This window comes from Cobetia sp. cqz5-12 (genome assembly GCF_016495405.1).
Lineage (GTDB): Bacteria > Pseudomonadota > Gammaproteobacteria > Pseudomonadales > Halomonadaceae > Cobetia.
Map to the genome: position 1 here is coordinate 4,014,330 of NZ_CP044522.1, position 14,368 is coordinate 4,028,697.

Sequence of the window (14,368 nt, forward strand, 5' to 3'; positions counted from 1 at the left end):
GCTCCTTACAGCACTTCGGGCGCCAGGGAAATGATCTTCATGAACTTCTCACTGCGAAGTTCACGGGTAACCGGGCCGAAGATACGGGTACCGATCGGCTGTTCGTTGGTGTTGTTCAACAGAACGGCCGCATTACCGTCGAAGCGGATCACGGAACCGTCATTACGACGGACACCGGCTTTGGTACGAACGACCACTGCCTTCATGACCTGGCCTTTCTTGACCTTGCCACGCGGGATAGCTTCTTTGACGGTGACCTTGATGATGTCTCCAACACGAGCGTAACGGCGGTGTGAACCACCCAGCACCTTGATGCATTGCACCCGGCGCGCGCCACTGTTGTCGGCGACATCCAGCATTGTCTGAGTCTGAATCATCGGTTTTCTCCAAACCTAATCTGACTGCCTGGTGGGAACTGGCCTAGGGATCAACCCTTGGCCTGTTCAACCACCTCGACCAGGGTCCAGGCTTTCTTCTTGGACAGCGGACGAGTCTCGGCGATAGAGACGGTGTCACCGATCCGAGCCTGATTCGCCTCATCATGGGCGTGCAGCTTGGTGGAGCGTCTCAGGTACTTGCCATAGATCGGGTGACGCTCACGGCGCTCGACCATGACAACGATGGATTTTTCCATCTTGTCACTCACCACCTTGCCGGTGAGTGTGCGTGCTTTAGTTTCTTCGGCCATTTTACTCACCTGACTTCTGGTTGAGCACAGTCTTAACCTGAGCAATTTGGCGACGAGTCTGCTTGAGCAGGTGAACCTGGCTCAGCTGGCCTGTTGCCTTCTGCATGCGCAGATTGAATTGCTCACGCAGCAGTTCGAACAACTGCTCCTGGAGCGCCTCGACTGACTTTTCACGGAGTTCTTGGGCTTTCATCACATCACCGTCCGCTTAACAAAGGTGGTGGAGATCGGCATCTTCATAGCGGCCAGGCTAAATGCTTCACGGGCCAGCTCTTCGGATACACCTTCGATCTCGTAGAGGACCTTGCCGGGCTGGATCTGAGCGACCCAGTACTCGACAGAACCCTTACCTTTACCCATACGAACTTCCAACGGCTTGTTGGAGATCGGCTTGTCTGGGAAGACACGGATCCAGATCTTACCGCCACGCTTGACGTGACGGGTGATGGCACGACGGCCAGCTTCGATCTGACGAGCGGTGATACGACCACGGCCGGTGGCTTTCAGGCCAAACTCACCAAAGCTTACCTTGCTTCCGCGATGCGCCAGGCCACGGTTGCGACCTTTCTGCATCTTGCGGAATTTCATACGCTTGGGCTGTAACATCGATTACCCCCTTACTTGCCTTTCTTCTTGGGTGCGGACGCGGGCTGCTTCGCCTTGGCTCGCACCTCTTCGATGCCACCGAGGATCTCGCCTTTGAAGATCCAGACCTTGACACCAATGATGCCGTAGGTGGTGTGAGCTTCGAAGGTGGAGTAATCAATGTCAGCACGCAGGGTGTGAAGCGGAACGCGGCCTTCGCGGTACCATTCGGTACGGGCGATTTCGGCACCGCCGAGACGACCAGAGAGCTGAATCTTGATGCCCTTGGCGCCCAGACGCATTGCGTTCTGCACAGCACGCTTCATCGCACGACGGAACATGACACGACGCTCGAGCTGACCTGCCACATTGGCAGCAACCAGCTTGGCATCGAGTTCCGGCTTGCGAATCTCCTCGATGTTGATGTGGACGGGAACGCCCATCATCTCGGAAACTTCACGACGAAGGCGGTCGACATCTTCACCTTTCTTACCGATCACGATACCCGGACGGGCGGTGTGAATGGTAATACGGGCGTTGTTTGCCGGACGCTCGATGCTGATGCGGCTCACGGAAGCGCTTTTCAGACGCTCTTCCAGGAATCCACGCACCTGCAGATCGTTGTTCAGTTTGTCGGCATAGGTAGCGCCTTCGGCGTACCAGACAGAGGTATGATCCTTGACAATACCCAGTCGGAAACCTGTCGGATTAACTTTCTGACCCATTGGTCGTCTCCTACTTCTCGGCTACCTTGACGGTGATATGACAAGTGCGCTTCAAGATACGATCCGCACGGCCTTTGGCACGTGGCTGGATGCGCTTGAGCGTCATGCCCTCGTCGACACAGATAGTCGAGACGCGAAGCTCGTCAATGTCCATGCCGTTGTTTTCTTCCGCATTCGCGATCGCGGACTGCAGAACCTTGCGAACAATCTTCGCGGCCTTCTTCGGTGAGAAAGCGAGCAGATTCAGCGCCTCGGCGACCGGCTTACCGCGCACCTGGTCAGCCACCAAACGGGCCTTCTGGGCGGATAAACGAGCGCCGCGCAGCTTAGCAGCTACTTCCATCTCTTAAATCCTCTCTGGCTTACCGTTTGGCTTTTTTATCTGCAGCGTGCCCGCGGTATGTGCGGGTGGCAGCAAACTCGCCGAGCTTGTGACCGACCATTTCCTCAGAAACGAGAACCGGGACATGCTGGCGACCGTTATGGACGGCAATGGTGAGCCCGACCATGTTCGGCAGGATCATGGAACGACGCGACCAAGTCTTGATCGGTTTGCGGTCGTTCTTTTCCACTGCTGTCTCAACCTTCTTCAGCAGATGAAGGTCAATAAAAGGACCTTTCTTCAGTGAACGTGGCACAGCCGTTACCCCTCAATATCTGTTACTTGGCCTTGCGGCGACGGACGATAAGCTTATCGGTGCGCTTGTTCTTGCGAGTCTTGTGACCCTTGGTCGGGACGCCCCACGGGCTGACCGGGTGACGGCCACCAGAGGTACGACCTTCACCACCACCATGCGGGTGATCGACCGGGTTCATCGCGACACCGCGAACAGTCGGGCGCACGCCTCTCCAACGCTTAGCACCGGCCTTGCCCAGTTGACGGAGGCTGTGCTCGGAGTTGCCCACTTCGCCGAGAGTTGCACGGCATTCGGACAGCACCTTACGCATCTCGCCAGAGCGCAGACGCAGCGTGGTGTAGTTACCGTCACGTGCCACGACCTGGGCACTGGTACCTGCACTACGAGCGATCTGGGCGCCCTTGCCTGGCTTCAGCTCTACACAGTGAACGGTGGAACCCACCGGAACATTGCGCAGCGGCAGAGCGTTGCCTTTCTTGATCGGTGCGTTAACACCAGACTCGAGACGATCGCCAGCAGAGACACCTTTCGGTGCAATGATGTAGCGACGTTCGCCGTCAAGGTACTTCACCAGCGCGATGTTCGCGCTACGGTTCGGATCGTACTCCAGACGCTCAACGATGGCCGGAATGCCATCCTTGTTGCGCTTGAAATCGACCAGACGGTAATGGTGACGATGACCACCGCCGATGTGGCGAGTAGTGATGCGACCATTATTGTTACGACCACCGGACTTTGACTGCTTTTCAAGCAGCGGAGCGTACGCGCGACCTTTGAAAAGTTCGTCATTGACGACCTTTACCAGGTGGCGGCGACCGGCGGAGGTAGGTTTTGTCTTAACAATTGCCATGTTCCGTACTCCTGCCTTACTCGGCGCCAGAGAAGTCTTCGATGGTCTCGCCGGCGGCCAGAGTTACATAGGCCTTGCGATAACCAGCGCGACGACCAACACCGCGAGCGGTGCGCTTGGTCTTGCCTTTCATGTTCAGAACCTGAACACGATCGACTTTCTTACCAAACAGCGCTTCGACGGCTTTCTTGATTTCGGGCTTTGTCGCGTCGCTGGCAACCTTGAACACGTACTGGTTGTTCTCGGCAGCGACCGCGGCCTTCTCGGTCATGTGAGGACCAAGCAGGACCTTGAATACGCGTTCCTGATTCATCCCAGGTTCTCCTCGAACTTGCGCAGGGCAGCGACAGTCATCAGTACCTTGTCGTAACCGACGAGGCTGACCGGGTCAGCGCCAGCGACATTGACGACGTCAACATACGGGATGTTGCGCGCGGCCAGGTACAGGTTGACGTCCTGCTCTTCAGTGACGATCAGCGCTTTCTCAAGGCCCAGTTCCTGGAGCTTGGCGATCAGCAGCTTGGTCTTCGGAGCTTCGACGCTGATAGCGTCGACCGCGACCAGGCGATCCTGACGGACCAGCTCGGACAGGATGGAACGCATGGCAGCGCGATACATCTTGCGGTTGACCTTGTGCGAGTGGTCCTGAGGACGCGCTGCAAAGGTCACACCGCCAGAACGCCACAGCGGGGAACGGATGGTACCGGCACGTGCACGACCAGTACCTTTCTGACGCCACGGCTTCTTGCCACCGCCGGACACGTCAGAACGGGTCTTCTGAGCCACGGTACCTTGACGTGCACCAGCCAGATAGGCGGTGACGACCTGGTGAACCAGAGCCTCGTTGAAGTCCTTACCAAAGGTGGCATCGGAGACGTCTACTGCGCCGCCTGCACCTGCAAGATTAAGATTCATCGGTTAATTCCCCTCAGCGAGCTTTCACAGCGGAACGCACGATCACTTCGCCGCCCGGAGCACCTGGAACGGCACCCTTGACCAGCAGAAGATTGCGTTCAGCGTCGACGCGGACCACTTCCAGGCTCTGGACGGTGGAACGGACGTTGCCCATCTGGCCAGCCATCTTCTTACCTTTGAAGACGCGGCCCGGGGTCTGACAGTTACCGATGGAACCCGGCGCGCGGTGCGACAGTGAGTTACCGTGGGTAGCGTCTTGGGTGCGGAAGTTCCAGCGCTTAACTGCGCCCTGGAAACCTTTACCCTTGGAGGTGCCGGTCACGTCAATCTTTTGACCAGCTTCAAAGAGGGATACGGTGAGTTCGCCGCCCACTGCAGGAGCTTCGTCGCCTTCGTTCAGGCGGAATTCCATCAGGGTACGGCCAGCCTCAACACCCGCCTTGGCATACTGACCAGCAGTTGCCTTGGTGAGGTGCTTGGCTTTACGAGAGCCAGTTGTCACCTGAATAGCATTGTAGCCGTCAGTCTCGAGAGACTTGATGGTCACGATGCGGTTCGGCTCAACTTCAATCACGGTAACCGGCACAGAGGCGCCAGCTTCGGTGAAGACACGGGTCATCCCGGCCTTCTTACCGACTAAACCGATAGACATGTTCAGTCTCCTTTAGTGTACGGGGCTGTCACCCGCTATGGCTGCCCTTTCCAGAGCATTCCACTAGCACATTGTATGACGCCATCCCGGCGTGGCGGCTGCTGCTCTATCAGTGAGAGCGCTGGGCCGCAGTGACTAGTGAGGTATCAGTCAACCTTGATCTGGACGTCCACACCGGCAGCCAGGTCAAGCTTCATCAGCGCGTCGACAGTCTTCTCTGTCGGCTCGACGATGTCGAGAACGCGCTTGTGGGTACGAATCTCATACTGGTCACGCGCGTCCTTGTTGACGTGCGGAGAGACCAGGATGGTGTAACGCTCGCGACGGGTCGGCAGCGGGATCGGGCCACGAACCTGAGCACCGGTACGCTTTGCAGTTTCAACGATCTCTGCAGAGGACTGGTCGATCAGACGGTGGTCGAATGCTTTCAACCGGATGCGAATCTTCTGGTTTTGCATTGCCCAAAACTCCAATGGATGTCGACGGCGTAGGCCGTCACCCACGCATTCAAAGGATGCGCATTATAGGCAGACTGACATCAGGTGTCAAACATGCGAGAAAAGGGGGCCCATCAGGGCCCCCTTCTGTGTCAGGTAAGGAGAACCTTACTCGACGATTTTGGCCACGACGCCAGCGCCGACGGTACGACCGCCTTCACGGATAGCGAAACGCAGACCATCTTCCATGGCGATCGGAGCGATCAGAGACACGACCATCTGGACGTTGTCGCCCGGCATGACCATCTCGACGCCTTCCGGCAGCTCACAGGTACCAGTGATGTCAGTGGTACGGAAGTAGAACTGCGGACGATAGCCTTTGAAGAACGGAGTGTGACGACCGCCTTCTTCCTTGGACAGGACGTAGACTTCGGCTTCGAACTTGGTGTGCGGCTTGATGGAGCCCGGCTTGGCCAGAACCTGGCCACGCTCGACGTCATCACGCTTCGTGCCGCGCAGCAGGGCGCCGACGTTTTCGCCAGCACGACCTTCGTCCAGCAGCTTGCGGAACATCTCGACACCGGTAACGGTAGTCTTGGTGGTGTCACGCACGCCGATGATCTCGATCTCTTCGCCAGTCTTGACCAGACCACGCTCGATACGGCCAGTGACGACGGTACCGCGGCCAGAGATGGAGAAGACGTCTTCGATCGGCATCAGGAACGGCTGGTCGATAGCACGCTCCGGCTCCGGGATGTACGCATCCAGGGCCTTGATCAGGTTGGCAACGGCGGTAGTACCCATGCCGTTGTCGTCCTTGCCTTCCAGAGCCATCAGGGCAGAGCCGATGATGATCGGAGTGTCGTCGCCCGGGAAGTCGTACTCGCTCAGGAGTTCACGAACTTCCATCTCGACCAGCTCGAGCAGCTCTTCGTCATCGACCATGTCAGCCTTGTTCAGGAAGACAACGATGAACGGAACGCCGACCTGACGGGACAGCAGGATGTGCTCGCGAGTCTGCGGCATGGGGCCGTCAGCAGCGGAACAGACCAGGATAGCGCCGTCCATCTGGGCAGCACCGGTGATCATGTTCTTGACGTAGTCGGCGTGACCCGGGCAGTCGACGTGCGCGTAGTGGCGCTCTTCGGACTGGTATTCCACGTGAGCGGTGGAGATGGTGATACCACGCTCACGCTCTTCCGGGGCATTATCGATGGAGTCAAACGCACGCGCGTCACCACCGAAGACTTCTGCAGAGACGCGAGTCAGAGCCGCAGTCAGAGTGGTCTTGCCGTGATCGACGTGACCAATGGTGCCGACGTTGACGTGCGGCTTCGAACGCTCAAATTTTTCCTTAGCCACTGCTATAACCTCTTTCGTTAGCTAATCGGTTACTTCTGATTGATGACGGCTTCGACGATGCTGTTCGGTGCTTCGTCGTATTTCGCAAACTCCATGGAGTAGCTTGCGCGGCCCTGGGTCTGTGAGCGCAGGTCGGTCGCATAACCGAACATCTCACCCAGCGGCACCAGTGCATTGATGATCTTGCCAGTGGAAGAATCATCCATGCCCTGAACGAGGCCACGACGACGGTTCAGGTCGCCCATGACGTCACCCATGAAATCTTCAGGCGTGACGACTTCGACTTTCATGAGCGGCTCAAGCAGCACTGCACCCGCTTTCGGGGCACCGGCCTTGATCGCCATGGAAGAGGCGACCTTGAACGCAGTCTCGTTGGAGTCGACGTCGTGGTAGGAACCATCGAACAGCGTGACCTTGACGTCGATCATCGGATAACCGGCGATGACACCATTCTTGAGCTGCTCAGCGGCGCCCTTCTCGACGGCCGGCACGTATTCCTTCGGAACCGCACCACCGACGATCTCGGACTCGAACTTGAAGGTCATTTCTTCGTCTTCGCCCTTGTCCTCTGCAGTGAGAGGCTCAATGCGCAGCCAGACGTGACCGAACTGACCACGACCGCCAGACTGACGAACGAACTTGCCTTCCTGCTCGACCTTGGTACGGATGGTCTCACGGTAAGCCACCTGCGGCTTGCCGATGTTCGCCTCGACATTGAACTCACGACGCATGCGGTCGACGAGGATGTCCAGGTGAAGCTCACCCATACCGGAGATGATGGTCTGACCGGACTCTTCGTCGGTCTCGACGCGGAAGGACGGATCTTCCTGGGCCAGCTTGCCCAGTGCAACACCCATCTTTTCCTGGTCTGCCTTGGACTTCGGCTCGACGGCGACGGAGATGACCGGCTCAGGGAATTCCATGCGCTCAAGCACGATCTTGTGATCCGGGTCACACAGGGTGTCACCGGTGGTCACGTCTTTCAGACCGATACATGCGGCGATATCGCCAGCATAGACTTCCTTGATCTCCTCACGAGAGTTGGAGTGCATCTGGACGATACGACCGACACGCTCCTTCTTGCTCTTGACGGAGTTGAAGACGCCATCACCAGACTTCAGCACGCCCGAGTAGACGCGAATGAAGGTCAGGGTACCAACGAACGGATCGGTCGCGATCTTGAACGCCAGCGCCGCGAACGGAGCCTTGTCGTCAGCTTCGCGGGTCTCGATGGTACCGTCCTTGTCGTCAAGCTCACCTTCGATGGCCTTGACTTCAAGCGGAGACGGCATGTATTCGATGACCGCATCCAGAACCGCCTGGACACCCTTGTTCTTGAAGGCAGAACCACAGGTCACGAGGCAGATTTCGTTGGCCAGGGTACGCTGACGCAGCGCAGCCTTGACTTCTTCCTCGGACAGCTCGCCTTCTTCAAGGTACTTGTCCATCAGCTCTTCGGACGCTTCAGCAGCAGACTCGAGCATGTGTTCACGCCATTCGGCAGCTGTGTCTTGCAGCTCGGCCGGAATGTCGATCAGCTCGTAGTTCATGCCGTGATTGTCTTCGTCCCAGACGATGGCCTTCATCTTGATCAGGTCGATGACGCCCTTGAACTCGTCTTCCGCACCCCAGTTGATCTGGATCGGGACGGCGTTCGCGCCCAGGCGCTTGCGCACCTGCTCGACGACCATGAAGAAGTCCGCGCCAGCGCGGTCCATCTTGTTGACGAAGATCATGCGCGGAACTTCGTAACGGTTGGCCTGGCGCCAGACAGTCTCTGTCTGCGGCTGGACACCGGAAGAACCACACAGCACCACGACCGCGCCATCGAGAACACGCAGTGAACGCTCGACTTCAACAGTGAAGTCAACGTGCCCCGGAGTATCGATGATGTTGATACGGTGCTCGTCGAACTGCTTGTTCATGCCCTGCCAGAAGCAGGTGGTCGCCGCAGAGGTGATCGTGATGCCACGTTCCTGCTCCTGCTCCATCCAGTCCATGGTGGCAGCACCATCGTGGACTTCGCCGACCTTGTGAGACAGGCCGGTATAGAACAGGACGCGCTCGGTAGTGGTAGTCTTACCGGCGTCGACGTGGGCACAGATACCGATATTGCGGTAACGCTTAAGTGGAGTCTTGCGTGCCACGGTGAGTATCCCCGTTGTTTAGAAGCGGTAGTGGGAGAAGGCCTTGTTGGCTTCTGCCATGCGGTGCACGTCTTCACGCTTCTTCACAGCAGAACCCTTGCCTTCAGCGGCATCCAGGATCTCGCCAGAGAGGCGCTGCACCATGGTCTTTTCGCCGCGCTTGCGCGCAGCGTCCACCAGCCAACGCATGGCCAGTGCCTGACGACGGGAAGGACGAACTTCAACCGGCACCTGGTAGGTTGCACCACCAACACGACGGGACTTCACCTCGACCATCGGCTGGATGGCTTCCAGCGCCTTGTCGAAGAGGTCCAGCGGCTCGTCATTGGAGCGTTCGGCAACACGATCGAGAGCACCGTAAACGATGCGCTCAGCTGCAGACTTCTTGCCGCTGATCATCAGGTGGTTCATGAACTTGGCCAGGCGCTCGCTTCCGAACTTCGGATCCGGCAGGATTTCGCGCTTAGCTGCTACACGTCTTCTAGGCATGATAAGCCCTCAGTAGAAGGGTCCTTCAGGTAAACCCGGGACGCCTCGCGTTGGACGCGACGCCCGACCTTACTCTTATCAGACCGATATTAAACTTTGAATTACGCCTTCGGACGCTTGGCGCCGTACTTGGAACGGCCCTGCTTACGGTTCTGCACGCCAGAGGTATCCAGTGCACCACGAACGGTGTGGTAACGGACACCCGGCAAATCCTTCACACGACCGCCACGGATCAGAACAACAGAGTGTTCCTGAAGGTTGTGACCTTCACCGCCGATGTAGGAAGTGACTTCGAAGCCGTTGGTCAGGCGAACACGGCAAACCTTACGGAGTGCGGAGTTCGGCTTCTTCGGGGTAGTAGTGTATACACGGGTACACACGCCACGCTTCTGCGGACATGCCTGCAGCGCAGGGACGTCGCTCTTGGACGCCTGACGCTTGCGCGGCTTGCGCACGAGCTGGTTAACGGTTGCCATTTGCTTGCTCCAATGGGTTGTACTGCCTTCCAACAACAGGGCAGGATGCACCTGCCCTACTGTTAAAGGCTGCATATTCTAGGGCTTGGGCCACAAGGGCGTCAACCCCGCCGTCAGAGACGGCGGGGCGCAAGACCTCAGAGGTCGTCGTCGTCCGCGTCGAGGGCAGTGAGCTGAGCGCCCAATTCCTGCTCGACGTCCTGTGCCGACGGGGCCGGTGCGAGCGGCAGGCCATCGCGACGGCGGCGACGCTCGTCGTGATAGGCCAGGCCAGTACCCGCCGGAATCAGGCGACCGACCACGACGTTCTCCTTCAGACCACGGAGATAATCGCGCTTGCCGGTGACAGATGCCTCGGTCAGAACTCGCGTGGTTTCCTGGAAGGATGCCGCGGAGATGAACGATTCAGTTGCCAGGCTCGCCTTGGTGATACCGAGCAGGATGCGATCGAACTTGGCCGGGAACTTGCCGTCGGCCTCGAGACGCATGTTTTCTTCGACGACGCGGGCGTATTCCACCTGGTCGCCTGTGATGAAGGTGGAATCACCAGAATCGGTGATCTCGACCTTGCGCAGCATCTGACGCACGATGACTTCGATGTGCTTGTCGTTGATGCCGACACCCTGGAGGCGATAGACCTCCTGGACTTCGGTGGTGATGTACTTGGTCATTTCCGCAACGCCGAGCAGACGCAGGATATCGTGCGGGTTGCTCGGGCCATCGGAGATGACTTCACCCTTCTCGACCGTTTCACCTTCGAAGACGCTGATCTGGCGCCATTTCGGGATCAACAGCTCGAACGGATCACCTTCCACCGGCGTGATGGTCAGACGACGCTTGCCCTTGGTTTCCTTGCCGAAGGTCACGGTGCCGGAGATCTCGGCCAGAATGGCCGGCTCTTTCGGACGACGTGCTTCGAAGAGGTCGGCAACGCGCGGCAGACCACCGGTGATGTCCTTGTTACCGGACGCTTCCATCGGGATACGTGCGATGACGTCACCCACGCCGACGGCCGCGCCATTCTCGGCGGACACCACGGCATTGCCCGGCAGCAGGTACTGGACCGGCGTGTTGGAGCCCGGCAGTGTCACGTGCTTGCCGTTACCGTCTACCAGCATGATCATCGGACGCTTGTCACGGGCCGCGGACGGACGTGAAGCGCTTTCGATGACCTCGATGGAGGACAGGCCGGTCATTTCGTCAGTGGTACGGTTGATGGTCTGGCCATCTTCCATGTCCGTGAACTGCACCTGACCCGCGACTTCCGCGACGATCGGGTGAGTGTGCGGATCCCACTTGGCGACGGACTGACCAGAGGCCACCGGATCGCCGTCACGTACGGACAGTTCAGCACCGTACGGGAGCTTGTAGAATTCGCGCTCACGGCCGTGGTCATCCGCCACTGCCAGTGCGCTGGAACGCGAGACGACAATCAGCTTGCCATCGGCACGTTCGACCGACTTGATGTTGTGCAGACGCACGCTGCCGCCATGCTTGACCTGGACACTGTCCACGGCGGAGGCACGCGAAGCGGCACCACCGATGTGGAAGGTACGCATGGTCAGCTGGGTACCCGGCTCACCGATGGACTGTGCCGCGATGACACCGATGGCTTCACCGACGTTGACCTGATGGCCACGCGCCAGGTCACGACCGTAACAGGCCGAGCAGACACCGTGCACGGTTTCACACCCGATGGTGGTGCGCACGATGATCTCATCGACACCCATGGTATCGAGCTGTGCACACCAGGCTTCGTCGAGCAGCGTGCCGCGTGCGATCAGAACCTCATCGGAGACCGGATCGATCACGTCCTGCGCCACGACACGACCCAGCACACGCTGGGACAGCGGGACGATGATGTCGCCGCCTTCGATGACCGGGTGCAGAATCAGACCTTCCTGAGTGCCGCAATCCGCTTCGGTGATGACCAGATCCTGGGCAACATCGACCAGACGACGGGTCAGGTAACCGGAGTTGGCGGTCTTCAGTGCCGTATCCGCCAGACCCTTACGGGCACCGTGCGTGGAGATGAAGTACTGGAGTACGTTCAGACCTTCACGGAAGTTGGCGGTGATCGGCGTCTCGATGATCGAGCCATCCGGCTTGGCCATCAGGCCACGCATACCAGCCAGCTGACGAATCTGTGCGGCGGAACCACGCGCACCGGAGTCGGCCATGATGAAGACGCTGTTGAAGGAGTCCTGCTCCATCGGCTTGCCGTCTTCGTCATTGACCACTTCGCCTTTCCAGTTGACGACGGTCTCTTTCGAGATACCTGCCATCATCTCCTTGGCGACACGGTCGTTGGCACGCGCCCAGATATCGATGACCTTGTTGTACTTCTCGCCCGCGGTCACGAGACCGGAGGAGAACTGGTCTTCGATCTCTTTCACTTCGTCTTCGGCCGCGTCGATGATGACCTTCTTCGCGTCCGGGATGACGAAGTCGTTGACGCCGATGGAGGCGCCGGACCAGGTCGCGAGACGGAAGCCGGTGTACATCAGCTGGTCAGCGAAGATGACGGTGTCCTTCAGACCGACACGACGGTACGCCTCGTTGATCAGACCGGAGATGGCTTTCTTCTTCATCACCTGGTTGATCAGCTCGAACGGCATGCCCTTCGGCAGAATGCGGAACAGCAGTGCGCGACCGATGGTGGTGTCGTGCAGGGACGTCTTCTCGTACAGCTCGCCGGACTCTTCGTCCTTGAGTGTCTCGGTCAGACGGACCTTGACCATCGCGTGCAGGTGAGCGCTGTGAGTGCCGAAGGCACGCTCGACTTCACCCAGGTTCGCGAAGGCCATGCCCTCACCCTTGGCACCGATCTTCTCGCGGGTCATGTAGTACAGACCCAGCACGACGTCCTGGGACGGCACGATGATCGGCTCGCCGTTGGCCGGCGACAGCACGTTGTTGGTCGACATCATCAACGCACGCGCTTCCAGCTGGGCTTCCAGCGTCAGCGGTACGTGGACAGCCATCTGGTCACCATCAAAGTCGGCGTTGTACGCAGCGCAGACCAGCGGGTGCAGTTGGATGGCCTTGCCTTCGATCAGCAGCGGCTCGAACGCCTGGATACCCAGACGGTGCAGAGTCGGGGCACGGTTCAGCAGCACCGGGTGCTCGCGGATGACGTCGGCGAGGAAATCCCAGACTTCCGGGGCTTCGCGCTCGACCATCTTCTTGGCGGCCTTGATGGTGCTGGCGTGACCGGAGGCCTGCAGCTTGGCGTAGATGAACGGCTTGAACAGCTCAAGCGCCATCTTCTTCGGCAGACCACACTGGTGCAGACGCAGGGTCGGGCCGACGGTGATGACGGAACGACCGGAGTAGTCGACACGCTTGCCCAGCAGGTTCTGACGGAAACGACCCTGCTTGCCCTTGATCATGTCGGCCAGCGACTTCAGCGGACGCTTGTTGGAACCGGTGATGGCGCGACCGCGACGACCGTTGTCGAGCAGTGCGTCCACGGATTCCTGCAGCATGCGCTTCTCGTTGCGCACGATGATGTCCGGCGCATTGAGGTCGAGCAGACGCTTGAGGCGGTTGTTGCGGTTGATCACACGACGATACAGATCGTTCAGATCCGAGGTCGCGAAGCGGCCGCCGTCCAGCGGTACCAGCGGACGCAGGTCCGGCGGCAGCACTGGCAGCACTTCCATGATCATCCAGCCCGGCTTGTTGCCGGAATAGTAGAAGGCTTCCAGCAGCTTGAGGCGCTTGGACAGCTTCTTAATCTTGGTCTCGGAGTTGGTCTGCGGAATCTCTTCACGCAGGCGCTCGACCTCTTCTTCCAGCTCGATGTCCTCGAGCAGCGCCTTGATGGCTTCGGCACCCATGCGGGCGTCGAAATCATCACCGAATTCTTCCAGCGCTTCGAAGTACTGCTCATCGTTGAGCAGATGACCCTTCTCGAGAGTCGTCATGCCCGGATCGATGACCACGAAGCTTTCGAAGTACAGCACGCGCTCGATATCACGCAGGGTCATGTCGAGCAGCATGCCGATACGGGACGGCAGAGACTTCAGGAACCAGATATGCGCGACCGGGCTCGCCAGTTCGATGTGAGCCATACGCTCACGACGCACTGCCGCCTTGGTCACTTCAACGCCACACTTCTCACAGATGATGCCGCGATGCTTCATCCGCTTGTACTTGCCACACAGGCACTCGTAGTCCTTCACCGGGCCAAAGATCTTGGCACAGAAAAGACCATCACGTTCCGGCTTGAATGTCCGGTAATTGATGGTTTCAGGCTTCTTCACTTCACCAAAAGACCACGAGCGAATCATGTCCGGAGACGCCAGGGTAATCTTGATGGCGTCGAATTCTTCGGACTGCGCCTGCGATTTGAGAACTTTCACCAAATCTTTCATGGGTCGCTCCGTTGCGGAGTTGTCA

The 14,368-nt window shown here is 58.6% G+C and carries 17 protein-coding genes; all 17 read right to left on the minus strand.

Annotated elements, in window-relative coordinates; translation table 11 throughout:
* Positions 1 to 5 precede the first annotated feature (5 nt).
* The 17 genes from rplN to rpoC all read right to left on the minus strand — a co-directional run bounded on the left by rplN (position 6) and on the right by rpoC (position 14,343).
* The gene (rplN, locus tag F8A90_RS16685) at positions 6 to 377 is read right to left on the minus strand and encodes a 50S ribosomal protein L14 (RefSeq protein ID WP_043334850.1); all 372 of its coding nucleotides are present in this window, start codon (positions 375 to 377) and stop codon (positions 6 to 8) included.
* A gap of 50 nt (positions 378 to 427) precedes the next feature.
* On the minus strand, positions 428 to 688 hold the full coding sequence (gene rpsQ, locus F8A90_RS16690; RefSeq protein ID WP_043334852.1) for a 30S ribosomal protein S17: 261 nt from the start codon (positions 686 to 688) through the stop codon (positions 428 to 430).
* A gap of 1 nt (position 689) precedes the next feature.
* On the minus strand, positions 690 to 881 hold the full coding sequence (rpmC, locus tag F8A90_RS16695) for a 50S ribosomal protein L29 (RefSeq protein ID WP_024950659.1): 192 nt from the start codon (positions 879 to 881) through the stop codon (positions 690 to 692).
* Positions 881 to 1,294 carry a 50S ribosomal protein L16 gene (rplP, locus tag F8A90_RS16700; RefSeq protein ID WP_043334854.1) on the minus strand — a complete coding sequence of 138 codons (414 nt, stop codon included), beginning with the start codon at positions 1,292 to 1,294 and terminating at the stop codon, positions 881 to 883. Before rplP ends, rpmC begins: the two co-directional genes overlap by 1 nt.
* An 11-nt stretch (positions 1,295 to 1,305) precedes the next feature.
* Entirely contained in the window at positions 1,306 to 1,998 is a 693-nt protein-coding gene (gene rpsC / locus F8A90_RS16705; RefSeq protein WP_043334856.1) for a 30S ribosomal protein S3, read from the minus strand.
* A 10-nt stretch (positions 1,999 to 2,008) separates the two neighbouring features.
* Positions 2,009 to 2,341 (minus strand): 50S ribosomal protein L22, encoded by a 333-nt coding sequence (gene rplV, locus F8A90_RS16710; RefSeq protein ID WP_043334859.1) that lies wholly within the window; start codon positions 2,339 to 2,341, stop codon positions 2,009 to 2,011.
* Between the two features lie 19 nt (positions 2,342 to 2,360).
* Positions 2,361 to 2,636: a 30S ribosomal protein S19 gene (rpsS, locus tag F8A90_RS16715; RefSeq protein WP_024950655.1), complete on the minus strand. Its 276-nt coding sequence runs from the start codon at positions 2,634 to 2,636 to the stop codon at positions 2,361 to 2,363.
* A gap of 22 nt (positions 2,637 to 2,658) precedes the next feature.
* Positions 2,659 to 3,486, minus strand: a complete 828-nt coding sequence (gene rplB / locus F8A90_RS16720) for a 50S ribosomal protein L2 (RefSeq protein ID WP_043334862.1) — start codon at positions 3,484 to 3,486, stop codon at positions 2,659 to 2,661.
* 16 nt (positions 3,487 to 3,502) lie between these two features.
* A complete protein-coding gene (gene rplW, locus F8A90_RS16725) occupies positions 3,503 to 3,799 on the minus strand; it encodes a 50S ribosomal protein L23 (RefSeq protein WP_043334865.1) in 297 nt (98 codons plus the stop codon).
* Positions 3,796 to 4,401: a 50S ribosomal protein L4 gene (gene rplD, locus F8A90_RS16730; RefSeq protein WP_054556901.1), complete on the minus strand. Its 606-nt coding sequence runs from the start codon at positions 4,399 to 4,401 to the stop codon at positions 3,796 to 3,798. Before rplD ends, rplW begins: the two co-directional genes overlap by 4 nt.
* Positions 4,402 to 4,414: 13 nt before the next feature.
* Positions 4,415 to 5,053, minus strand: coding sequence for a 50S ribosomal protein L3 (gene rplC, locus F8A90_RS16735; RefSeq protein ID WP_024950651.1), 639 nt, complete (start codon positions 5,051 to 5,053; stop codon positions 4,415 to 4,417).
* Between the two features lie 146 nt (positions 5,054 to 5,199).
* Complete coding sequence (gene rpsJ, locus F8A90_RS16740) at positions 5,200 to 5,511, minus strand: 30S ribosomal protein S10 (RefSeq protein WP_024950650.1); 312 nt, start codon at positions 5,509 to 5,511, stop codon at positions 5,200 to 5,202.
* A 147-nt stretch (positions 5,512 to 5,658) separates the two neighbouring features.
* Positions 5,659 to 6,852, minus strand: a complete 1,194-nt coding sequence (gene tuf, locus F8A90_RS16745; protein WP_054556900.1) for an elongation factor Tu — start codon at positions 6,850 to 6,852, stop codon at positions 5,659 to 5,661.
* Between the two features lie 29 nt (positions 6,853 to 6,881).
* Complete coding sequence (fusA, locus tag F8A90_RS16750) at positions 6,882 to 8,999, minus strand: elongation factor G (RefSeq protein WP_166020050.1); 2,118 nt, start codon at positions 8,997 to 8,999, stop codon at positions 6,882 to 6,884.
* An 18-nt stretch (positions 9,000 to 9,017) separates the two neighbouring features.
* Entirely contained in the window at positions 9,018 to 9,488 is a 471-nt protein-coding gene (gene rpsG, locus F8A90_RS16755) for a 30S ribosomal protein S7 (RefSeq protein WP_043334878.1), read from the minus strand.
* Positions 9,489 to 9,589: 101 nt separating this feature from the next.
* On the minus strand, positions 9,590 to 9,964 hold the full coding sequence (gene rpsL / locus F8A90_RS16760) for a 30S ribosomal protein S12 (protein ID WP_043334880.1): 375 nt from the start codon (positions 9,962 to 9,964) through the stop codon (positions 9,590 to 9,592).
* 137 nt (positions 9,965 to 10,101) lie between these two features.
* Positions 10,102 to 14,343 (minus strand): DNA-directed RNA polymerase subunit beta', encoded by a 4,242-nt coding sequence (gene rpoC, locus F8A90_RS16765; RefSeq protein ID WP_166020049.1) that lies wholly within the window; start codon positions 14,341 to 14,343, stop codon positions 10,102 to 10,104.
* Between the last annotated feature and the right edge of the window lie 25 nt (positions 14,344 to 14,368).